The organism is Noviherbaspirillum malthae, from assembly GCF_015352985.1.
GTDB classification, from domain to species: domain Bacteria; phylum Pseudomonadota; class Gammaproteobacteria; order Burkholderiales; family Burkholderiaceae_D; genus Noviherbaspirillum; species Noviherbaspirillum malthae.
Map to the genome: position 1 here is coordinate 174,698 of NZ_JACYXF010000008.1, position 21,257 is coordinate 195,954.

Genomic DNA, 21,257 nt, shown 5'->3' on the forward strand with positions numbered 1-21,257 from the left:
CGAACGCAAGTTCGCCTTTTTTCTTATGTGGCGCCGATTTTTGGCAATGGCTTTTGCGGCACTGGCTTATGGGCCTTCCGAGTGCTAAGCTGAAACGCTGTTTTTGCAATCCGTCTTCTGTGGACTGAACGATGTTTGATTTCATTCGTACGCACCAGCGCCTGATGCAGTTCGTGCTGTTGCTATTCATCTTCCCTTCATTTGCGTTCTTCGGCCTTGAAGGCTATACCCGATTCAGCGAGGGCAACAATGCTGTCGCAAAAGTCGCGGGCACATCGATTACGCAGCAGGAATTCGATGCCGCACAACGTGAGCAGATGGAGCGCATCCGGCAAATGTTCGGCGGCCAATTCGATCCGGCAATGCTTGATACGCCGGAAGCCCGCCAGGGCGTTCTTGACGGACTGATCGCCCAGCGCGTCATCGCCGCAGAAGCTACCAGCAACCGTCTGTCCGTCAGCGATCAGGCCTTGCAGCAGACCATTCTCGGCATTCCCGGCATCATCGGCCAGGACGGCAAATTCGACTCGGAGCGTTACAAGTCCCTGCTGGCTGCGCAAGGCATGACGCCTGCAATGTATGAGGCACGCCTGCGCCAGGATCTGACCATGCAGCAGGTGAGCGGCAGCGTCCAGGATACGGCATTCGCACCCAAGACCGTCGCGAGCCGCCTGTCCGATCTCAACGATCAGGAGCGGACGGTTCAGGAAGCCGTGTTCAAGACCGGCGACTATGCATCCCAGGTCAAGGTGACTGACGAGATGCTGAAGGCCTATTACGAAAAGCATGCAAAGCAGTTTGAAGTTCCGGAGCAGGTCAAGGCAGAGTATGTGGTGCTCAACAGCGACGCGGTAGCAGCCCAGATCAATGTCAGCGATGCGGATATCAAGGCTTATTACGACCAGAACGCCGCACGTTACTCGGAAGAAGAGCAGCGCCGTGCCAGCCATATCCTGATCAAGGCGGACAAGAGCGCTTCGGCGGCGGACAAGGCGGCTGCAAAGGAAAAGGCAGAAAAACTGCTCGCTCAGGTGCGCAAGAATCCGGCTGACTTCGCGAAGCTGGCCAAGGAAAATTCTCAGGATCCCGGTTCCGCAGAGCGCGGCGGCGATCTTGATTTCTTCGGAAAAGGCATGATGGTCAAGTCGTTCGAAGATGCCGCCTTCAAGCTCAAGCAGGGTGAAATCAGCGATGTGGTCGAATCGGATTTCGGCTACCACATCATCCAGCTCACGGCGGTGAAGCCTGCCGTCGTCAAGCCTCTTGAAGAAGTCAAATCGCAGATCGCGGCCGATATCAAGAAACAGCTTGCAGCGAAGAAGTTCACGGAGATGGCCGAGCAGTTCACCAACTTGGTGTACGAGCAATCGGAAAGCCTGAAACCGGTCATCGACAAGCTCGGCTTGAAGATTGAAACCGCTGCGGGCCTGACACGCACGCCGAATCCTGCGGCGGCACCGACGGCGCTGTATAACAATCCGAAGTTTCTGAGTGCACTGTTCTCGGACGAAGCCATCAAGAACAAGCGCAATACGGAAGCCATCGAAGTCGCGCCGAGTACCTTGATCGCAGGACGCGTGCTGGAGCACAAGCCCGTTGCCAAGCGTCCGTTCGAGGAAGTGCAGGCAGTCGTGCGCGAGCGGGTGGTCCAGGAAGAGGCGGCCGCACTCGCCAAGAAGGCCGGCGAAGCAAAGCTTGCCGCCGCCAAGTCGGGTGACAGCGCAGGCTTCGGCGAAGCCAAGACGGTGTCTCGTACCAAGGCGCAAGGCGTGAACCAGGCAGCGCTGCCTTCGATCATGAAGACGGATGCAACCAAGCTGCCCGCATATGTCGGTGTCGACCTAGGCGCCCAGGGTTATGGGGTCTACAAGATCACGAAGGTCGGTCAGCCGGCCAATCCGGACACGGCAAGGCGTGCCGCGGAACAGCAGCAGATCGCCGGTACGCTCGCTCAGCAGGAAGCGTTTGCGTATCTGGAGGTCTTGAAGAAGAAAGCAAAGGTGGAAATTCTCAAACCGGTCGCCGCGAAGAAGCCTGAGACTGAAGGCAACTAAGCATCGATCGCCCATCTGTCACAAGAAAAAACCGCTGAAGCCTCCGGGCTTCAGCGGTTTTTTTCTTGGGCCAAACATCCTGCGGTGCGGTTGCTGCCGGTGCGCTTTCGATTTTATGCCGATCTCAAGCGATTCCATTCAAGGCATCAGAAAACATCAGGCCACTCTCGAACAGGCATGCCGTTATGCTTCTGCGAGTTCAAGTGCAGAGACGTCTACTTCCCGAGCAAGGGCTTGAGCTGCGGCCAGATATTATTGAGCATGATCGGCTGGGCTTGGGCTTGCGGATGAATCCGGTCTGCCTGAAACAGCTCGGGATTCTCGGCAACGCCCTCCAGCAGGAAGGGAACCAGCTTGATATCCGATTCCTTTGCGATCGTGCTGTACATGCGCGCGAATTGTCGCGCATAGTCCGGGCCGTAGTTCGGTGGAATCTGCATGCCGACCAGCAGAACCCTAGCCTTCGCAGCCTGCGATGCCTTCACCATGTCACTGAGATTCGCCATTGCCGATTTCACCGGCAAGCCGCGCAGGCCGTCATTGCCCCCGAGTTCGATGATGACGACATCGGGCTGATGCTGCTTCAGCAGGGCCGGCAGGCGCGCCTTGCCTCCGCTCGTGGTTTCGCCGCTGATGCTGGCATTGACGACGGCCGCATCGATTTTTTCCTGCCTGATTTTCTTCTCCAGCAAGGCAACCCATCCGCTGCCTCTTGCAATTCCATACTCCGCAGAAAGACTGTCACCGAGCACAAGCAAAGTTTTTGGTGCAGAATGTGCGCAGACTGACATGACCATCAGCGCGCATGCCAGCAACCAGTTGCAGATTACCCAACGCCTTCCCATTTTCCTTAAATCATCCTGCATGCCGGAACCTTCCTTGATAAACAACGCCATTGAAGTCGTTCAACTGAGCAAGCGCGTCGCCGATGCGACCGGCGAGCTCACCATCCTGAGGGACATCGATTTTACCGTGCAGTCCGGCGAGACGCTGGCCATCGTCGGCGCCTCCGGTTCCGGAAAGTCGACCCTGCTCGGCCTGCTGGCAGGACTTGATACGCCGTCGGCGGGAACCGTCAAGCTGGATGGCACCGACATCTTTGCGCTGGATGAGGATGGACGTGCGGGACTGCGGCAAGCCAAGCTCGGTTTCGTGTTCCAGTCATTTCAATTGCTGTCACACCTGACTGCGTTGGAAAACGTCATGCTCCCGCTGGAACTGCGGCGCGACGATCAAGCCAGGGAAAAGGCGGAAGCGATGCTGGGACGGGTGGGGTTGTCCAGCCGCCTGCGGCACTATCCGAAATTCATGTCAGGCGGTGAACAGCAGCGTGTCGCGCTGGCCAGGGCATTCGTGACGGAGCCGCCGTTGCTGTTTGCCGACGAGCCGACCGGCAGCCTTGATGCGGCAACGGGCGATGCGGTCATCAAACTGATGTTCGAACTCAACGCGGAACGCGGTTCGACGCTTGTCCTGGTGACGCACGATCCCTCCATTGCGGCTCGCTGCCGCAGAACGATCACTATCTCGGCAGGCCAGCTGACATGAATCCCCCATGTGTCGGCGCAGTCATCATCCTGGGTGATTCGAGCGCCGGTGCTCCATGCAGGCGGCACCCATGCCGCTCGCACAAATGATGCCGATGCCGAACGCGGTCACCATGTCGGGCAGCTGGCCGAAAACCAGCCACCCCATGGTCGTCGCGGAAATCACCTGCAGGTAGAAGAAGGGCGAGAGCAGCGACGCTTCCGCATGCCGATATGCGGTATTCACCAGATAATGCCCCATCGTGCTGGTGACCCCGGTCGATGCCAGGATCAATCCGTCCCGCAAGGTCGGCTCATGCGCACTCCAGAAAAAGGGAACGATGCATGAACTGGCAAGCATGCCCGCCAGGCCGCCGTAAAACAGCGTCACTACCGGCGGATCGAATTGATTCATCTTCCGGTTCAGCATGGAGACGATCGCGAAGATTGCTGCGGATGCGGCGCCGAACATGACCCCTTCGGTGGAAATCGCGCCGCCGGGACGCACGACCACCAGCATGCCGAGGAAACCGAACGCCACTGCAATCCATCGAGAGGGGTAAGACTTTTCCTGCAGCAGCCATGGAGACACTGCAAGTACCATGAGCGGTGCGCAGAAATTCATGGCCGTGCCTTCGGCCAGCGGCACGATCCTCAGCACGGAGAAGAAAACGATCGTGGAAAGCAGCAGGAGCAGCGCGCGAAAAATCTGCAGCATCGGATGCCGTGATTGCAGGATGCTCGCTCCGGTGCGCCGCCGGTACCAGGGCGCAAGCGTGGCTGCCATGAATGCGGTATTGATGGTGTATCGCATCCACGCAATCATCACGACATGATAGCCGCTCTGTGCAAGCAGCTTGCCGGCCGTATCAAGCAGCGAAAGCGTCCATTGACCGAGAATCAGGCAGCCGATGCCAAGCCAGAAGCTAGAGCGCCGGGCCGCGGCCTGCATGCTGCTCGGTCAGTTCATTGTAGACGGCGCGGGCTGCCGGAATCAGTTCGCCGGCGGTAACGCCAATAGGCCCGACGCCGTCCTCGAGCAGCTTGTCGGCCGCGCGGCCATGCATCCAGGTCGCGGCAAGCGCCGCATCCCAGACAGGGAAGGATTGCGCGAGCAGTGCGCCGCACATGCCGGCGAGGACGTCGCCGCTGCCGGCGGTCGCGAGCGCCGGATTGCCGGTCGCGTTGATGATCAGATTGCCGTCGGGACGCGCAATGATGCTGCCCGACCCCTTGAGAATGACGGCGCTGTTGCATTCGAGGGCAATGCGGCGAGCTGCTTCCAACCGCGACGACTGCACATCGGCCGTGTTCATCTTCAGCAGACGGGCCGCCTCCAGCGGATGCGGAGTCATCAACGACGGCATCGACCTGGCAGCCAAGGCCTGCCTGAGGTGTTCATGCAGGGCAAGCAGATTCAACGCGTCGGCATCGAGCACCAAGGGCCTGTCGGCCTGCAGCGTCTTGAGCAGGATGTCGCGTGCCAGGTCGGAGTTGCCGAGGCCGGGTCCGATGACAACGGCGCCGGAGCTGAAATCCATGTCGGCGGCAGGCCTGCACATCAGTTCCGGCTGTACCGGATCATAGGGAAGCACCTCGTCAACAAAGCCGATGAACACGCGCCCGGCCCCTGTCTTGGCGGCCGCACGCGCGGACAGCACGGGGGCGCCGACCATGCCGTGCGCGCCGCCGATGACGGTAACATCGCCGTAGCTGCCTTTATGCGAGCTGTGCAGGCGCTTGCGCAGGCTGGGTGCGAACTGCGCCACGCTGCCCAGCCAGGCGCGGGCGGATACGAACAGCTCCGGCGCGACATCCAGCGGCGCTACCTGGACTTCGCCGGCATGGTCGCGGCCGTCGCAGGTGTGCAGTCCCGGCTTGTTGCCGATGAACGTCAGCGTATGCGTGGCGCGCACGGCGATGCCGTCTTCGCCGACCACGCAGCCGGTATCGGCATCGAGCCCGCTCGGCACATCGAGTGAGAGCACCGGGCAGGCGAGGCTGTTGATGGCCTCTACCAGGCCGCGCAAATCACCTGAAATCGGCCGGGCCAAGCCGATGCCGAACAATCCGTCCACGACCAGATCCCAGTCGACCGGATGGCGTACCGCTTCGGGATTCGGGGCAATCAGCCGGACGCCGACGGCTTGAGCACGTTCAAGCGCACGCTGGGCGTCGGCCGGCTGGCGGGCAGGATCGGCGCACACCATGACGGTCGGATGCAGCCCCGCATCGGCCAGGAGGACGGCCATGACCAAGGCATCACCGCCGTTGTTGCCCGGACCGGCCACGAGAAGCACCTTGGGCGAATCGGTCACCCGGCTGAGCAGCGCGAGTGCCAGCGACGCGGCGGACTTGGCGGCGCGCTGCATGAGCGTGCCCGGCGGGATATCCGCCATTGCCTTTTCCTCGATTGACCGGATCTCGGCAACACTGAACAGGGCGGTCGGATCGTGGCGCTGCGGGTAGGCGACGGGCGATGGAATCCGGAAGTTGGCTGGTTGTCTGTTCATGGCTTGTCTCGCAATCTTGTTGTAGGTTTTTCCGATGTCTTCGCGCCGGTCCCCTGCGGTGCCCGGCAGTGTTATCCGGTCTTGCCGGCAAGGCCAGCGGCGTGTTCGCCGATGGCAAGCGCTGCCGTCAATCCTGGTGATTCGATGCCGTACAGGCCGAGATAGTGCGGACTGCCGTGGCTGCTGAACATGAAATCGGCGGCCGCTTCGCCCGGGCCGCTGATCTTTGGCCGCACGCCGGAATAGGCCGGCTGCAATGCAGCGTCGGGAAGTTTCGGCCAGTAGGACCGGATCTCTTCGTAGAACCGGTCCGCCCGCTGCGGATCGACACGATAGTCGAGTTCGCCGTCCGGCGTGTCGAGCCATTCGACATCCGGGCCGAAACGCGCCTGGCCGCCCAGGTCCAGCGTCAGGTGAACGCCCAGGCCCCCGGGTTCAGGCACCGGATAGACGAGCCGCGAAAACGGCGCCTTGCCTGCGAGCGAATAGTAATTTCCCTTGGCGAACCATGCGCGCGGCGTCTGGCTCTGGTCCAGTCCCTTGATCAGTCCTGCGACGTGTGGAGCCCACAGGCCGGCGCAGTTGACGAGCAGGCTGGTGGCAATTTCCATTTCCGAACCGTCGGACGTCCGTACCGAGACGACTATGCCGTCCGCTTCAAGACGCGCAGCGCTGACGCGGCTGTCGAAAGCGAACAGCGCGCCTGCGTTCTCCGCATCGCCTTGCAGCGCCAGCATGTAGGCATGGCTGTCGATGATGCCGGTGTTGGGCGACAAGAGGGCGCCCACACAGGAAAGCTCGGGTTCGAGCTCGCACGCCTCCTGCGCGCTCAGGGGCACGACCTCGCTGCAGCCGTTGGCGAAAGCCTGTTCCTGAATCTGCCTGAGCTTGGCCAGCTGGCCTTCGGAAGTGGCCACGATCAGCTTGCCGCAGCGCCGGTAGGGAATGCCGCGCTCTTCACAGTAGGTATAAAGCGCGTCGCGTCCGCGAACGCACAGGCGGGCTTTCATGCTGCCGGTCGGATAGTAAAGGCCGGCGTGGATGACTTCGCTGTTGCGAGAACTCGTCTCCATGCCGATGGCGGCATGCCGCTCGACGGTCAGTACTTCACGTCCGCCGAGCGCAAGCGCGCGGGCGGTTGCCAGCCCGACCACGCCGGCGCCGATCACGATGCAGTCCACTTTATCCATAGCGTGCCAATGTCAGTCCGTCCAGATCAATGTCGGTTGCGCGGCCGCTCACCATGTCGGCCACCAGCTTGCCCGCACCCGCCGCCATGGTCCAGCCTCCCGACCCATGGCCGATGTTGATGTAGACATTCCTTGCAGGCGTGGCGCCGAGCAGCGGCGGGCCGTCAGGCAGCGTGGGCAGCGCGCCGCTCCAGAAATTTGCCTTGCCGTAGATCGCGGCATGCGGAAACCAGTCGCTGCCCACACGCGCCAAGGTTCGCAGTGCGCGGTCCTGCAATTCCTCGGTACGCGTGCCGAATTCGGGAATGCCGGCGATGCGTATGCGTCCGCCCATGCGCGTCAGCGTCACGCTGTAGGCTTCGTCGATGACGGTGGCCACCGGCGCATGGTCGAAGTTTTTGATGATGGCGGTCGCGACATAGCTCTTGACCGGATATATCGGCAGCTGCACGCCGAGCGGCTTGAGCAGGCGCGTGCTGTCGGAGCCGGCTGCGACGACGACGGCATCGGCATCGAAGCGCTTGCCCGCGATGCGCAGGCCGACGCCGCTTCCGCCCGGTTCGATGGCGTCGACGGCGCTCGTGAAATGAAACTGCACGCCCATCGAGGTGCAGATGTACTTGAGCCGCTTGGTGAAGAGCGGGCAGTTGCCGGCCTCGTCCTCGGGCAGGTAGATGGCCGACGCCAGCGGCGTATGCGTGGACAGGGTCGGTTCCACCGCTCGCGCGCCCTCGGCGTCCAGCATCACGAAAGGCACGTCGTATTCGGAGAGCAGGCTGATCGCCGGTTCGGCCAGCTTCAGATCCTTCGCCGTGCGGAACAGCTGCAGCACGCCGCGGGTCTGTTCGTATTCAATCTGATAATGCTCGCGCATGAGCTTCAGGATATCGCGGCTGTAAGTGGCGAGCCGCTGCATGCGCAGCTTGTTGATCCTGAACCGTTCCAGGTCGCACTCGTCCAGCCAGCGGCTGATCCAGCGCCATAGCGCACGGTCGGCGGAAGGCTTGAAGCTGACTGCGGATTCCGACTTGAACATCGAGGACAGAATCTTGCGCGGCATGCCGGGTGCCGCCGAGGGGCCGGCATAGGCCGGGGCGACAAGACCGGGATTGGTGTAGCTGGCTTCTTCGGCCACGTTGTGGTGCCTCTCCAGAACCACGACGTCATGCCCGGCCTCGGCCAGAAAATAGGCGGTGCAGACTCCGGCGATGCCGCCTCCGATGACGGCTACTTGTTTTTGTGTCACGAATTAACCTGGGAAGCTGTTGAATGCTGATGAATGTGCAAGAGCGCCTGATGCAACCGAAAGACAAGCCATCGTAAGACAAGCCGGCCGGACAGACTTTGACGCCGTCGGATTTGTCTTTTCGACCGCCCGCGTGCAGCATCGCTTCCGGCACCGGGCCGAACCGATGACTGCGTCACATGGCTCGGAAATGGCGCCGTGCGGCCGGACTTGCGACCAGTCGTAGACCTTGAGTCACATGGCGAGTTCGAAGACCACATTTTAATCGTTGACCGTGCGAACCGTGACAGCTTCGTTGCTTTGCTGCACGAACTTTTCGCGAAGAAATTCCACCAGCGTCCTGACGGCCGGCGAGACGCCGTTCCGGTGCGGGAAGACCGCATTGAGCGGGGTATCCTCTCCGGCATGCTCATCCAGCAGCGTAACCAGTGCGCCGCGCTTCAGATCCGGCCACACATCCAGCCGGGATTTATAGGCGATGCCCAATCCGGCCACCGCCCATTCGCGGACGATGCCGCCGTCATCGGCCATGCGGTCGCCGCGAACCTTGATTTCAACCGCATCCTTGCCGGCGTTGAAACGCCAGGTGTTGAACAGGCCGGGAGTGAGGTAGTAAAGCAGGCAATTGTGCTCGCCAAGTTCCCTCAGAGTTTTCGGCGTGCCATGGCGCGCGAGATAGCCGGGCGAGGCGACCAGCACCCTGCGGTTGTCCGCCACATGCCTTGAAACCAGCGAGGAGTCGTCCAGCCGTCCGTAGCGCAGGGCGATGTCCACCGGGTCGCGCCGCAGGTCGATGACGCGGTCCGCGAATTGCAATGAGAACATGACTTCCGGATGAATCTCCTGAAATTCATTGAGCCAAGGCAGCAACACCTGCCGCCCGAGATCCGACGGCGCCGACAGCCTGAGCTGGCCGCGCACTTTGTCTCTGCCGGCCATCAGCATGGCTTCGCCTTCCGCCAGAAGTGCGAGCGCGTTGCGGCAGTATTCCAGAAAGACTTCGCCGTCGGTCGTCAGCCTGAGGCTGCGCGTCGAACGGGCGAAGAGAAGCACCCCCAGCTTTTGTTCGAGGCGTCGCAGGGCCGCGCTCGCGGCAGCCGGCGTCTGGTTCAGCATGCGGGCTGCGCGTGTCAGGCTGCCGGAGTCGGCAGTTCGGACGAAGAGTTGCAGATCGGCGGTGGAATACATTGTCAAAAGATTTTTGAAATTCAATTCATTATTGGAGTGTTTATCAAAAATCGCAACATGGAGATAATTTTTGCAGACGATACCGGTCCGAAGCGTAACGACCGGCGCCGAATTCAATGCAAACCCCCAAGGAGCAGAAATGAAAGCAATCGCACTGACGCAGTACTTGTCCATCAGCCATCCGGAATCCCTTTTCGATACCACGCTCGAACGGCCCGTTGCCGTCGGCCGCGACTTGCTGGTAGCGATCAAGGCGATTGCGGTCAATCCCGTCGATACCAAGGTACGGGCGCCGAAGGATACGGTGGAGAAAACACCGCGCGTGCTGGGCTGGGATGCGGCCGGCGTTGTCGAGGCGGTCGGTCCCGAAGTAACGCGCTTCAAGCCCGGCGATCGGGTGTTCTATGCCGGCGACATCACGCGGCCGGGTACCAACGCCGAGTTCCACCTGGTCGACGAGCGCATCGCCGGCCGCCTGCCCGACAGCATTTCATTCGAAACCGCCGCGGCGCTGCCGCTGACCGCCATCACCGCCTGGGAAGCGCTGTTCGACCGCCTGCGCGTGCCGACGCCGCCGCATGCCTTGCCGCGCAAGTCCATACTCATCATCGGCGGCGCCGGCGGCGTCGGGTCGATCGCCGTCCAGCTCGCGGCGCGCATCGCCGGACTGGAAGTGATCGCCACCGCATCGCGGCCGGAATCGATTGCCTGGGTCAAGGAGCTGGGCGCGCATCATGTGGTCGACCATTTCGGCGACCTGCCGGCGCAGCTGGCCGGCATCGGCTTTCCGACGGTTGATTACGTGCTGATCCTCAATGACACCGACCGCCATTTTCCTGCAGCCACCGCCGTCATCGCGCCGCAGGGCACCATTTGCACGATCGTGGAAAACAAGCATGCGCTGGACGTGAGCCCGCTCAAGTCCAAGAGCGCCGGTTTTGTTTGGGAATTCATGTTCACCCGATCCATGTACCAGACCGAGGACATGATCGAGCAGGGCAGGCTGCTGGAGGAAATCGGACGTCTTGTCGAATCGGGCCAGCTGCGTGCGACAGGCTCCGAGGTGCTCAGCCCGATCAACGCTGCCAATCTCCGGGAAGCGCATGCGCGCCTGGAAGCCGGCCATGTCATCGGCAAGCTGGTGCTGAAGGATTTCTGATCCCGGCTTGTTTTCCTGCCGCGCCGGGGCAACGCCGGCCGGCGTTATTGCGCCTGCAGGGACTGCAGCGCGCCTTCGATGGCTCGCGCGACGGCGAGCACCTTGCGGTCCGCCATTGCAGGTCCTGCCACCATCAGGCCGACCGGCAGCGTTCCTTCCTCATGGCAGGGCAGCGAAACTGCACAGCCGTCCAGCAGATTGATGGTGGACGGATTGCGCAGCAGCAGGCCATTGGTCTTGAAGAAGACCTCTTCCGACGCCTCCAGATCCGCGATCGGCGGCGCAACGATGGGCACCGTCGGCATGATGAGCGAGTCGAAGGGGCCGAGCGCCTCTTCCAGCCGGTTGATCCAGCTGCGCCGCTTGCGATGGAGATCGATATAGTCGGCCGCGAGCATCGCCTCCCCGGTCCGGATGCGCTTGGCGACGCGGAAGTCGTATTCGGATTCCTGCGCGGCCAGCAATTCCCTGTGCCAGGCGAAGGACTCGGCGCCGGAAAACTTGTTCAGGTCCGCGGCTTCGGCGAGCAGGGCAAAAGGAGCATCGACGATCTTTGCGCCGGCGGCTGATAGCCGGGTCAGCGCCGCGGAGAACGACGCCGCCACATGTGGATCGAGGGCATCGAGCATCAGCGTCGAAGGCACTGCAAGACGCACGCCAGCCAGCGGCAATTCCGGAATCGAGAGTTCGTTGTCGGCGATGATGCCGTCGACCAGAATGCAGTCGTCGACCGAACGCGCCATTGCGCAGATCGTGTCGAGCGTGGTCGAGAGGGGAATGGCACCTGCGGTCGGCACCCGGCGGGCGGTCGGCTTGAAACCGACGATGCCGCACAGCGCCGCAGGAATGCGGATGGAGCCGCCGGTATCCGAGCCGATCGCCGCCACGCACAGGCCGGTCGCAACCGAGACGGCCGCCCCCGACGAGGAGCCGCCGGGAATGCGCGGCACATCGGTTGCCGCCGGGTTGGCGGGCGTGCCGTAATGCGGATTGATCCCCACCCCGGAGAACGCGAATTCCGTCATGTTGGTCTTGCCCACGATGGCGGCGCCTGCGATGCGAAGCCGCTTGACCACCGGCGCGTCGGCTTTCGCCACGGGCGCACCGCGCAGCACCGTCGATCCGGCCAGCGTGGTTTCGCCGGCGACATCGATCAAGTCCTTGATCGATACCGGCAATCCCGCCAGCGGAGAGATTTCCACGCCCGCCGCGCGCATCGCGTCCGCATGGTCGCCTGCCGCAAGCGCGGCTTCGGAGTAGAGCCGGGTAAACACCGACTGCGACTTCTGTGCTTCGTCTAGGCAGACATCAACCAGGGAGCGGCGGGAATAGCGCGCAAGCGCGGGAATCGATTTCGAGGTCAGGGGGTTCATGCAGGATCGTACTCGCTGAAACGACTAAAACAACTGAAACGACAATTTGGCGCTGCAACAATAGCATATTGGCAGGCATGGCATAAGGGCGCGACCTCTCGGATTCGCCAACGCCGGAAATCACATGGCAGAAAAATGCCCCTGTTTTGCACCCTCGCACCCGTTCATGCGTGCTTATTGGCAGGATGCCATGCTGCGGCACGGGTTATAATCGCGGTTTCCCGTTCTAACCCGCAGTTCGACGTCAGAAGCGTTGCCGCTGCCACACTTTTCTCGCCGCCATGTTGATTCTGCCAGGCTCCAATGCCCTGTCTGCCTTCCGTACCCAACGCCTTTTGTCACAATTGCAAGCAGTCGAACCCGCCATTACCGGAGTCACCGGCCGCTACTTGCATTTCATCGATGCGGCAAGCGCACCGAGCCAGGACGATATCGGCCGCCTCGATGCGCTGCTGACTTACGGCGAGCCCTTCGGCGGCAGCGCCGACGGAGATGAATTCGTCGTCATCCCGCGCTTCGGCACCATTTCTCCATGGGCGAGCAAGGCCACCGACATCGTGCACAACTGCGGCATGGCCTACATCAAGCGCGTCGAGCGCGGCGTATCCTATCGGGTGCAGGTCAAGTCCGGTCTGTTCGGCGGCGCGAAGAAGCTGTCCGAAGACGCCGTCGCGAAAGTCGCGGCACTGCTGCACGACAGGATGATCGAAACGGTGCTGCGCGATGCCAACGATGCCGCCGGCCTGTTCCGCGAACTCGAAGCCAGGCCGCTGGAATCCATCGACGTGCTCGCCGGCGGCAAGGATGCGCTGATCAAGGCCAACGGCGAACTCGGCCTGGCGCTGTCGGACGATGAAATCGATTATCTGCTCAATGCCTTCACCCAGGCCAAGCGCAATCCGACCGATGTGGAATTGATGATGTTCGCGCAGGCCAACAGCGAACACTGCCGCCACAAGATCTTCAACGCCGACTGGACCATCGACGGCGTCGCGCAGGACAAGTCCCTGTTCGCGATGATCAAGAACACCCATCAGCTCGCTCCCAAGGGCACTGTGGTGGCCTACAGCGACAATTCCTCGATCATCGAAGGCGCGCCGGTGATGCGCTTCTATCCGCGCGGCGCAGTTGCCGGCAATGTGTACGAAGGCTCGGAAGAGCTGACCCACATTCTGATGAAGGTGGAAACCCATAACCACCCGACCGCGATTTCTCCTTTCCCGGGCGCCTCGACCGGCGCTGGAGGCGAAATCCGCGACGAGGGCGCGACGGGTCGCGGCGCCAAGCCGAAGGCCGGCCTGACCGGCTTCACCGTTTCCAACCTGATGATCACGCATGCGGTGCAGCCCTGGGAGAATGCCCGCGATGTCACCGAGCCGGTCGCCGCACGCCAGTCGCACGGGCAGGCAGGCATCTACGGCAAGCCGGAACGCATCGCTTCTCCGCTGCAGATCATGATCGAGGGACCGATCGGCGGCGCGGCATTCAACAACGAGTTCGGCCGTCCCAACCTCGGCGGCTATTTCCGCACCTACGAACAAAACGTCGGCGGCAAGGTGGCCGGCTATCACAAGCCGATCATGATTGCTGGCGGCATGGGCAACATCTCCGCCAAGCATACGAAGAAGCACGACCTGCCGGTCGGCAGCCTGCTGATTCAGCTGGGCGGCCCCGGCATGCGTATCGGCATGGGCGGCAGCGCGGCATCCTCGATGGCTACCGGCACCAATACCGCCGACCTGGACTTCGATTCCGTCCAGCGCGGCAACCCGGAGATGGAGCGCCGTGCCCAGGAAGTGATCAACGCCTGCTGGGCGATGGGCGACGACAACCCCATCCTTTCCATTCACGATGTCGGCGCGGGCGGCCTTTCCAATGCCTTCCCGGAAATCACCAACGACGCCAAGCGCGGCGCGGTATTCGATCTGCGCAAGGTGCCCCTCGAAGAGAGCGGCATGGCGCCAAAGGAAATCTGGAGCAATGAGTCGCAGGAGCGCTATGTGCTGGCGATTGCGCCCGAAAGCCTGCCGCTGTTCCGGTACATGTGCGAGCGCGAGCGCTGCCTGTTCGCCGTGGTCGGCACCGCGACCGAAGAACGCCAGCTGAAAGTCATCGACCCCGAGCACAGCAATTCGCCGGTCGACATGCCGATGGAAGTATTGCTCGGCAAGCCGCCGAAGATGCACCGCGACGTCACGCACGTCGCGAATGAATTCCCGCCGGTCGACCTGACCGGCATCGACCTGGTCGAAGCTGGCCGCCGCGTGCTGCTGCTGCCGACCGTCGCCGACAAGTCCTTCCTGATCACCATCGGCGACCGTACCGTCGGCGCCACCTCGGTGCGCGACCAGATGGTCGGTCCCTGGCAGGTGCCGGTTGCCGACTGCGCGGTAACGACGATGAGCTTCGAAGGCTACCGCGGCGAAGCGATGGCCATGGGCGAGCGTACGCCGCTGGCGGTGATCGACGCCGCAGCATCGGGCCGCATGGCGGTTGGCGAGGCGATCACCAATATCGCCGCCGCACCGATTGCCGACCTGTCGGATATCAAGCTGTCGGCAAACTGGATGGCCGCCTGCGGCCAGCCGGGACAGGACGCGGCGTTGTTCGATACCGTCAAGGCGGTCGGCATGGAACTGTGCCCGGCACTCGGCATCAGCATCCCGGTCGGCAAGGATTCTCTGTCGATGCGCACCACCTGGAAGGACGAGGAGGGTGCCAAGGAAGTCACATCGCCGGTATCTCTGATTGTTTCCGCCTTTGCGCCGGTGCCTGACGTGCGCCTGTCGCTCACGCCGCAGATCCGCACCGATCTCGGCGATACCGTGCTCATCCTGATCGACCTCGGCCGCGGCAAGAACCGCATGGGCGCATCGGCGCTGACGCAGGTCATGCAGCAGCTCGGCAACGACGTGCCGGATGTCGACAGCGCGGAAGACCTGAAAGCCTTCTTCAATGCAGTCCAGCAGCTCAACAACGAGCGCAAGCTCCTTGCCTACCATGACCGTTCCGACGGCGGCCTGTTCGCGACGCTGTGCGAAATGGCATTCGCCGGCCGCAGCGGCCTGTCGATCAACCTCGACATCCTGACCATGGAAGGCGAGCATGCTTCCGACTGGGGCGACTCCAAGAACTGGGCCACGCAGGTGGGCGAACGCCGCAACGAACTGACGCTGCGTGCGCTGTTCAGCGAAGAGCTGGGCGCGGTCATCCAGGTCAAGGCGGAGCACAAGAGCGATGTCATGACGGTGCTGCGTTCCTACAATCTCGGCGCCTGCAGCCACATCATCGGCAAGCCCAACAACCGCGACGTCATCGAAATGATGCGCGACGCCAAGCAGATCTACGAGCAGCCGCGCGTCGAACTGCAGCGCCTGTGGAGCGAAACCAGCTGGCGCATCGCGCGCCTGCGCGACAATCCGGCGTGCGCCGATGCGGAATACGACCGCATCCTCGATACCTCCGATCCCGGCATGAACCCGGTGATCACCTTCGATCAGCAGGTCGACATCGCCGCGCCTTTCATCGCCACGGGAGCAAAGCCCAAGGTTGCGATCCTGCGCGAGCAGGGCGTCAACTCGCATGTCGAGACCGCTTACGTGATGCACAAGTCGGGCTTCACCGCGGTGGACGTTCACATGAGCGACCTGATCGCCGGCCGTGCGCGCCTCGCCGACTTCAGCGGTTTCATCGCCGTCGGCGGCTTCTCCTACGGCGACGTGCTGGGTGCGGGCGAAGGCTGGGCCAAGACGATTCTGTTCAATGCGAAACTGGCTGAACAGTTCTCGATATTCTTCAACCGCGGCGACACCTTCGCGCTCGGCATCTGCAACGGCTGCCAGATGATGAGCAACCTGAAGTCCATCATCCCCGGCGCGCATGCCTGGCCCAAGTTCACGCGCAACAAGTCGGAGCAGTTCGAGGCGCGCTTCGCGATGGTGGAAGTTACCAATTCACCGTCGATCTTCTTCAATGACATGGCCGGCACGCAAAGTCCGATCGCTGTCGCCCATGGCGAAGGCTATGCCGACTTTTCGCAGACCGGCAATATCGAGGAAGCGATCGTCGCGATGCGCTGGATCGACAACCACGGCAGGGCGACCGAAACTTATCCCTACAACCCGAATGGCTCTCCGAACGGCATCACCTCAGTCACCACGCCGGACGGCCGTTTCACCGTGCTGATGCCGCATGCGGAGCGGGCATTCCGGACCGTCCAGCATTCCTGGCATCCGGACGGCTGGGGCGAGTATGGTCCGTGGATGCGCATGTTCCGCAATGCGCGGAAGTGGGTGGGGTAAACGCTGTGCTGCCGCACTAATTGCGGCAGCCATCGATGCCACGTTTATACAAAGCAAAATGGGCAGGCACCTTTGGCCTGCCCATTTTGCTTTGTAGGATTATTTTTAATGATTGCCGAAATAAAAAAGCGCTCCATCGGAGCGCTTTTTCAAGGCGGTAAAGCAGGCGCTTACTGAATCTTGGCTTTCTTCCGCAGGTCTTCCTGGAAGGCCTGCAGTTTCTTCTGCTGCAGCGACTCGGCGATTTGCGGCTTGACTTCTTCGAGCGACGGGATCTTCGCGGCGCGGACGTCTTCCAGCTTGATCACGTGGAAGCCGTACTGGGTCTTTACCGGCGTTTCGGTGATCTGGCCTTTCTGCAGCGCGACCATCGCATCGGAGAAGGGCTTGACGAAGGAGGCCGGGGAAGCCCAGTCCAGGTCGCCGCCATTCGCAGCGGAACCCGGGTCCTTGGACTGTTTCGCCAGTTCTTCAAACTTGGCGCCGCCTTTCAGCTTGCTGATGATGCCCTTGGCGTCGTCTTCCTTTTCCACCAGGATATGGCGGGCATGGTATTCCTTGTCGCCGGCCTGGGACTTGAACTTGTCATATTCGGCCTGGATCTCGGAATCCTTGACCGGGTTCTTCTTCAGGTAATCCTGTACCAGTGCACGAATGGCGATCGACTGGCGGGCGATTTCAACCTGGTTCTTGACGTCCGGCGAGTTGGACAGGCCCAGCTTGTCGGCTTCCTGGATCAGGATTTCGCGGTTGATCAGCTCTTCCTTGACCATTGCGCGCAGTTGCGGCGAATCGGGCTGGCCTTGAGCAGACAGCTGCTTGACCATGGCGTCGGCGCGCGACGAAGGAACGGGCTTGCCGTTCACGACGGCGAGGTTTTGTGCCATTGCCGGAAGGGCGGCGGCAGCGACGAGCAGCATCAGCAGGCGAGCAGGTTTCAAGGTCATTGAAGTGTTCCTAGATTGGGAAAAATAATAGTTTATACAAATTCTGGCGCGCCGAAACGCAGCACTCAGGATGTCATTTCGGACGGCGCGATGGCGACAATGTTGAGTGCGTGAATATCGCTTGACATCATGTCGCGGAGGCAATCATACACTAGCCGGTGGCGGGCAATGCGGTTCAGGCCCGTGAAGCGCTCGGAAACCATGCGCAATTTGTAATGGCCCGCGCCTGAGGCGGCGCCTGCATGGCCGGCATGCAGATGAGATTCGTCCTCGAGTTGACATTCGAGCGGCGCAAAAGTTGCGACCAGCAGGCTGCGCATCTTATCCATGCGTTCGTTCATCATCATGCTCCGTATAGCTGAGTCACTTAATGCGTGTCTTTCAGATACTTCGAAAGAAACAGGCTTTGCGCGATGACGAAGCCGAGCATCAATCCGGTAAAGCCGAACAGCTTGAAGTTGACCCAGAATGCCGTGGAGAACGAATAGGCAACGTACAGGTTGACCAGTCCCATGGCGGCGAAGAATCCGGCCCAGGAAAGGTTGAGCTTTTGCCAGACGGGATCGGGGAGAACAAGCTGTTTCTGCATCATCAGTCGAATCAGGTTCTTGTTGAAGAATGTCTGGCTGATGATCAGGGCAGCGCCGAAGGCCCAGTACAGCACGGTCGGTTTCCATTTGATGAAAGTCTCGTTATGGAAATAGATCGTGGCGCCGCCGAACACGGTAATGATGGCCAGCGATACCCACAGCATGCCGTCGACCTTGCGCCGGCGCAGCAGAAGGTAGGCGATCTGGCCGACTGTTGCAAGAATGGCCAGGGCCGTGGCCAGCATGATCGGCGCCTGCGCCGCAGTGGCCGTGCCCGACACGAAGGCCGACAGATAGTGGTCAGCCAAGCCCTGCGCCGCCTCGGGATTGTTTTCCCCCCACTTGAACATGGCAAAGAACAGGATGACGGGGAAAAGATCGAACAGAAACTTCATGGGGCGCGGGCTCTTTCGTGCTGACTTGTCTGGTTGGAATTATAGGGGTTCGAAACGCAGCGACGCCGAATTGATGCAGTAGCGCAAGCCGGTCGGAGGAGGTCCGTCCGGAAAAACGTGACCGAGATGGGCGTCGCACACGTTGCAAAGAATTTCGGTGCGTATCATGCCATGACTGCGGTCGACGCGCTCGGAAACATTATCCGGGTCGAGGGGGCGGAAATAGCTGGGCCAGCCGCAGCCGGAGTCGAACTTCGCATCCGATTCGAACAGCGGCGTATTGCAGCAGACGCAAGTATAGATGCCGTGTTCGTGATGATCCCAGAAACGGCCCGTAAAGGCGCGCTCGGTGGCCGCATTGCGGGTGACCTGGTACTCGAGGGGCTCGAGCATTTCGCGCCATTCGGCGTCGGTCTTGGTGACTTTGGTTTTGGTATTCATGATGAGCAGCTGACCTCCAGTGTACTTGCCCAGTCGGGCGGTAATTCGGCGTAGTGTTCGTTTTCCGGCTGTTCGTCGAAAGGCTTTTCCAGTACGGACAACAAGCGGGCAACTTCGGAAAAATCCTTGTTCTGCGCTTTTTCAATCGCAACCTGGGCCAGGTAGTTGCGCAGCACATATTTGGGATTGACTGCATGCATGCGCACCTGGCGCTCCGCATCCAGACTGTTTTCCTGGCGAAGGCGGTTCCTGTACTGCACCGCCCATGCATCGAATGCCGGCCGGTCAATGAAAAGGTCACGCAGCGGCTCGTCCGCCTGCGGGTTGTCCAGCTGCAGATCGCCCAGGCGGCGGAAGAACAGCGTGAAATCGACATGGCTGCTCTGCATCAGGGCGAACAACGATTCGAACAGCTTGTCGTCGTCCGGCTGCGTGTCGCGAAGGCCGAGCTTGGCATGCAGCAACTGGTCGAACTTCGCATCGTAGGCCGGTTTGTAGACGGCGACCGCCGCCTGGGCGTCTTCGACTTCGCCCACCAGCGGCAGCAGCGCCTGGGCCAGGGCGTAGCAGTTCCACTGGCCGATGCGCGGCTGCATCTGGTAGGCGTAACGACCCTGATGGTCGCTGTGATTGCAGATATGGCGCGCGTCGAAGGCTTCCATGAAACCGAACGGACCGTAGTCGATCGTCAGGCCGAGGATGGACATGTTGTCGGTATTCATGACGCCGTGCATGAAGCCGACGGCCTGCCACTGCGCCATCAGCTCCGCGGTGCGGCGTGTCACTTCGGACAGCAGCGCACGGTAAGGCTGCGCGTCGTCGCGCAGTGCAGGATAGAAGCGGTCGATGACATGGTCGGCAAGGATCTTGAGATCGTCATGGCGTTCATTGTAGAACCAGTGTTCGAAGGAGCCGAAGCGGATGAAGCTCGGTGCCATGCGCGTGACGATTGCGGCCGTTTCGGCGGTCTCGCGCATGACCGGCATGTCGGAACCGGTGACGCAGAGCGCGCGCGAGGTGGGAATGCCGAGACCCGCCATGGCTTCCGAGCAGAGGAATTCCCTGATCGAGGAGCGCAGCACCGCGCGTCCGTCGCCCATGCGCGAATACGGCGTCATGCCGGCGCCTTTCAGCTGCAGTTCGAGCCGTGCAGGCGGCCAGGGATCGTCCGCCGGAACATCGCCGAGCAGGATTGCACGTCCGTCGCCAAGCTGTCCCGCCCAGACGCCGAACTGGTGTCCCGAGTACACCGCTGCCAGCGGTTCCGAACCCGGCAGCACCGCATTGCCGGAAAAAGCTTCGACCGCGACCGGCTGAGCCAGAGCCTCCCCGTCCAAGCCGATGAGCGTGGCGGCCGCCGCACTGGTGCCGACCAGGTAAGGGGAGGGAACCGGAGTCGGCTGCAGGCGGGTATGAAAGTGCGGCGGCAGCGCTGCAAAAGAGTTTTCAAAAGGCAATTGGTCTGCCTGCTGGCGGAGCCTGCGTTCGGCAGGTGCGTTCATAGAGCTTCCTTGATTGAAGGGGTACCCATGTCGTCCTTGCGTTCCCGCAATGACGATCCGGCGGGGCGCCGGTTCTGCTCGGGATAGGCAAGGGCGGAGAGATCTTGCGGCTGCTTGATGGATATGCGGCCATATTTAGTCTGAATCAACCCCTTTTGTTCCCAGCCATGCAGGATTTTCGAGATGCTCTGCCGCGATTTGCCGAGCAGGTGTCCAAGGTCTTCCTGGGTGAGCGGAACATCGCGGCCGTGCGCATCGACATCGGCATTCAGGGCCGAAGGCTGGATATGTGCGAGTTCCAGTAGGCGGCGGGCAAGGCGCTGCGACAGCGGCGCGACGGCGGCTTCCTCCACCATGTCGAAGGTGGCGCGCAGGCGCATGCTCAGGACTCTGAGGAAGCGCTCGTAGATTTGCGGATAGCTGGCAAGCAGTTTCTTGAAATCGGTTCTGGAATGAAACAGCAGTACGGTCTGACCTGCGGCATGCGCGTCGTGGGAACGGGGCAGGCCGTCGAAAAGCGAAATCTCGCCGAAGCAATTCGGCGCGCCAAGCACGGCAATGATGGACGCATGACCGTCCGCGGTGGCGCGCGTGAAGCGGACTGCGCCGTCGGCAATCGTATAGAAACCGTCGGCTTCCGCGCCGCGGGCGTGAATCATGGTGCCGTCATGATAGACGCGCAGTGCCGCGCATGCGGCGGCGGCCTGAATGATCTCATCTGGGAAGTCCGACAGCCACGCACGGCGCAGGAGCGCGCCTTTGTCGATGTCATCGGGACCGTGATTTTGCATAAGGATTGTTAAGTAGTTGACAGTCTTGTGCGGTGCGTTAT

At 61.6% G+C, this 21,257-nt stretch carries 17 protein-coding genes; 4 read left to right on the top strand and 13 right to left on the bottom strand.

The genetic code is table 11. From position 1 onward, the window contains the following. Positions 1 to 131: 131 nt before the first annotated feature. Positions 132 to 2,054 (top strand): SurA N-terminal domain-containing protein, encoded by a 1,923-nt coding sequence (locus tag IGW03_RS13805; protein WP_194723135.1) that lies wholly within the window; start codon positions 132 to 134, stop codon positions 2,052 to 2,054. 215 nt (positions 2,055 to 2,269) lie between these two features. On the opposite strand, the gene IGW03_RS13810 is transcribed toward IGW03_RS13805, so the two are convergent. Beyond that, complete coding sequence (locus tag IGW03_RS13810; protein WP_194723136.1) at positions 2,270 to 2,920, bottom strand: arylesterase; 651 nt, start codon at positions 2,918 to 2,920, stop codon at positions 2,270 to 2,272. Here IGW03_RS13810 and IGW03_RS13815 point away from each other — a divergent pair. Beyond that, positions 2,919 to 3,602, top strand: coding sequence for an ABC transporter ATP-binding protein (locus tag IGW03_RS13815; RefSeq protein WP_194723137.1), 684 nt, complete (start codon positions 2,919 to 2,921; stop codon positions 3,600 to 3,602). The genes IGW03_RS13810 and IGW03_RS13815 overlap by 2 nt on opposite strands. Before the next feature lie 24 nt (positions 3,603 to 3,626). On the opposite strand, the gene IGW03_RS13820 is transcribed toward IGW03_RS13815, so the two are convergent. From IGW03_RS13820 to IGW03_RS13840, 5 genes are all read right to left on the bottom strand, one after another. Next, entirely contained in the window at positions 3,627 to 4,532 is a 906-nt protein-coding gene (locus tag IGW03_RS13820; protein ID WP_194723138.1) for a DMT family transporter, read from the bottom strand. Further along, positions 4,507 to 6,093, bottom strand: coding sequence for an NAD(P)H-hydrate dehydratase (locus tag IGW03_RS13825; RefSeq protein WP_194723139.1), 1,587 nt, complete (start codon positions 6,091 to 6,093; stop codon positions 4,507 to 4,509). The genes IGW03_RS13820 and IGW03_RS13825 overlap by 26 nt, the downstream gene beginning before the upstream one ends. 71 nt (positions 6,094 to 6,164) lie before the next feature. Then, positions 6,165 to 7,283: an NAD(P)/FAD-dependent oxidoreductase gene (locus tag IGW03_RS13830; protein WP_194723140.1), complete on the bottom strand. Its 1,119-nt coding sequence runs from the start codon at positions 7,281 to 7,283 to the stop codon at positions 6,165 to 6,167. Continuing rightward, positions 7,276 to 8,529: a D-amino acid dehydrogenase gene (locus IGW03_RS13835; RefSeq protein ID WP_194723141.1), complete on the bottom strand. Its 1,254-nt coding sequence runs from the start codon at positions 8,527 to 8,529 to the stop codon at positions 7,276 to 7,278. Before IGW03_RS13835 ends, IGW03_RS13830 begins: the two co-directional genes overlap by 8 nt. Positions 8,530 to 8,790: 261 nt before the next feature. Further along, positions 8,791 to 9,717 carry a LysR family transcriptional regulator gene (locus IGW03_RS13840; protein WP_194723170.1) on the bottom strand — a complete coding sequence of 309 codons (927 nt, stop codon included), beginning with the start codon at positions 9,715 to 9,717 and terminating at the stop codon, positions 8,791 to 8,793. A gap of 139 nt (positions 9,718 to 9,856) precedes the next feature. Here IGW03_RS13840 and IGW03_RS13845 point away from each other — a divergent pair, with 139 nt between their 5' ends. Further along, positions 9,857 to 10,876, top strand: coding sequence for a zinc-binding alcohol dehydrogenase family protein (locus IGW03_RS13845; protein WP_194723142.1), 1,020 nt, complete (start codon positions 9,857 to 9,859; stop codon positions 10,874 to 10,876). 44 nt (positions 10,877 to 10,920) lie between these two features. On the opposite strand, the gene IGW03_RS13850 is transcribed toward IGW03_RS13845, so the two are convergent. Further along, positions 10,921 to 12,249, bottom strand: coding sequence for an amidase (locus IGW03_RS13850; RefSeq protein WP_194723143.1), 1,329 nt, complete (start codon positions 12,247 to 12,249; stop codon positions 10,921 to 10,923). Positions 12,250 to 12,530: 281 nt separating this feature from the next. Here IGW03_RS13850 and purL point away from each other — a divergent pair, with 281 nt between their 5' ends. Continuing rightward, positions 12,531 to 16,550: a phosphoribosylformylglycinamidine synthase gene (gene purL / locus IGW03_RS13855; RefSeq protein WP_194723144.1), complete on the top strand. Its 4,020-nt coding sequence runs from the start codon at positions 12,531 to 12,533 to the stop codon at positions 16,548 to 16,550. A 170-nt stretch (positions 16,551 to 16,720) separates the two neighbouring features. Here the strand turns inward: purL and IGW03_RS13860 are convergent, their stop codons facing one another. The 6 genes from IGW03_RS13860 to IGW03_RS13885 form a co-directional block, all read right to left on the bottom strand. Further along, positions 16,721 to 17,497, bottom strand: coding sequence for a peptidylprolyl isomerase (locus IGW03_RS13860; protein ID WP_194723145.1), 777 nt, complete (start codon positions 17,495 to 17,497; stop codon positions 16,721 to 16,723). Positions 17,498 to 17,562: 65 nt separating this feature from the next. Further along, positions 17,563 to 17,838 carry a BolA family protein gene (locus IGW03_RS13865; protein WP_194723171.1) on the bottom strand — a complete coding sequence of 92 codons (276 nt, stop codon included), beginning with the start codon at positions 17,836 to 17,838 and terminating at the stop codon, positions 17,563 to 17,565. A gap of 26 nt (positions 17,839 to 17,864) precedes the next feature. Continuing rightward, positions 17,865 to 18,482, bottom strand: coding sequence for a septation protein A (locus IGW03_RS13870; RefSeq protein ID WP_194723146.1), 618 nt, complete (start codon positions 18,480 to 18,482; stop codon positions 17,865 to 17,867). A 39-nt stretch (positions 18,483 to 18,521) separates the two neighbouring features. Next, on the bottom strand, positions 18,522 to 18,923 hold the full coding sequence (gene msrB, locus IGW03_RS13875; RefSeq protein ID WP_194723147.1) for a peptide-methionine (R)-S-oxide reductase MsrB: 402 nt from the start codon (positions 18,921 to 18,923) through the stop codon (positions 18,522 to 18,524). Next, positions 18,920 to 20,425 (bottom strand): protein adenylyltransferase SelO, encoded by a 1,506-nt coding sequence (locus IGW03_RS13880; RefSeq protein WP_194723148.1) that lies wholly within the window; start codon positions 20,423 to 20,425, stop codon positions 18,920 to 18,922. The genes msrB and IGW03_RS13880 overlap by 4 nt, the downstream gene beginning before the upstream one ends. Next, the gene (locus IGW03_RS13885; protein WP_194723149.1) at positions 20,422 to 21,216 is read right to left on the bottom strand and encodes a Crp/Fnr family transcriptional regulator; all 795 of its coding nucleotides are present in this window, start codon (positions 21,214 to 21,216) and stop codon (positions 20,422 to 20,424) included. Before IGW03_RS13885 ends, IGW03_RS13880 begins: the two co-directional genes overlap by 4 nt. Between the last annotated feature and the right edge of the window lie 41 nt (positions 21,217 to 21,257).

What these genes read in the sequence shown, in the direction of transcription:
- IGW03_RS13805 (WP_194723135.1), top strand. Translation starts at nt 132, where the DNA reads ATGTTTGATTTCATTCGTACGCACCAGCGCCTGATGCAGTTCGTGCTG.
- IGW03_RS13815 (WP_194723137.1), top strand. Translation starts at nt 2,919, where the DNA reads ATGCCGGAACCTTCCTTGATAAACAACGCCATTGAAGTCGTTCAACTG.
- IGW03_RS13810 (WP_194723136.1), bottom strand. Translation starts at nt 2,920, where the DNA reads ATGCAGGATGATTTAAGGAAAATGGGAAGGCGTTGGGTAATCTGCAAC.
- IGW03_RS13820 (WP_194723138.1), bottom strand. Translation starts at nt 4,532, where the DNA reads ATGCAGGCCGCGGCCCGGCGCTCTAGCTTCTGGCTTGGCATCGGCTGC.
- IGW03_RS13825 (WP_194723139.1), bottom strand. Translation starts at nt 6,093, where the DNA reads ATGAACAGACAACCAGCCAACTTCCGGATTCCATCGCCCGTCGCCTAC.
- IGW03_RS13830 (WP_194723140.1), bottom strand. Translation starts at nt 7,283, where the DNA reads ATGGATAAAGTGGACTGCATCGTGATCGGCGCCGGCGTGGTCGGGCTG.
- IGW03_RS13840 (WP_194723170.1), bottom strand. Translation starts at nt 9,717, where the DNA reads ATGTATTCCACCGCCGATCTGCAACTCTTCGTCCGAACTGCCGACTCC.
- IGW03_RS13845 (WP_194723142.1), top strand. Translation starts at nt 9,857, where the DNA reads ATGAAAGCAATCGCACTGACGCAGTACTTGTCCATCAGCCATCCGGAA.
- IGW03_RS13850 (WP_194723143.1), bottom strand. Translation starts at nt 12,249, where the DNA reads ATGAACCCCCTGACCTCGAAATCGATTCCCGCGCTTGCGCGCTATTCC.
- purL (WP_194723144.1), top strand. Translation starts at nt 12,531, where the DNA reads ATGTTGATTCTGCCAGGCTCCAATGCCCTGTCTGCCTTCCGTACCCAA.
- IGW03_RS13860 (WP_194723145.1), bottom strand. Translation starts at nt 17,497, where the DNA reads ATGACCTTGAAACCTGCTCGCCTGCTGATGCTGCTCGTCGCTGCCGCC.
- IGW03_RS13865 (WP_194723171.1), bottom strand. Translation starts at nt 17,838, where the DNA reads ATGAACGAACGCATGGATAAGATGCGCAGCCTGCTGGTCGCAACTTTT.
- IGW03_RS13870 (WP_194723146.1), bottom strand. Translation starts at nt 18,482, where the DNA reads ATGAAGTTTCTGTTCGATCTTTTCCCCGTCATCCTGTTCTTTGCCATG.
- msrB (WP_194723147.1), bottom strand. Translation starts at nt 18,923, where the DNA reads ATGAATACCAAAACCAAAGTCACCAAGACCGACGCCGAATGGCGCGAA.
- IGW03_RS13880 (WP_194723148.1), bottom strand. Translation starts at nt 20,425, where the DNA reads ATGAACGCACCTGCCGAACGCAGGCTCCGCCAGCAGGCAGACCAATTG.
- IGW03_RS13885 (WP_194723149.1), bottom strand. Translation starts at nt 21,216, where the DNA reads ATGCAAAATCACGGTCCCGATGACATCGACAAAGGCGCGCTCCTGCGC.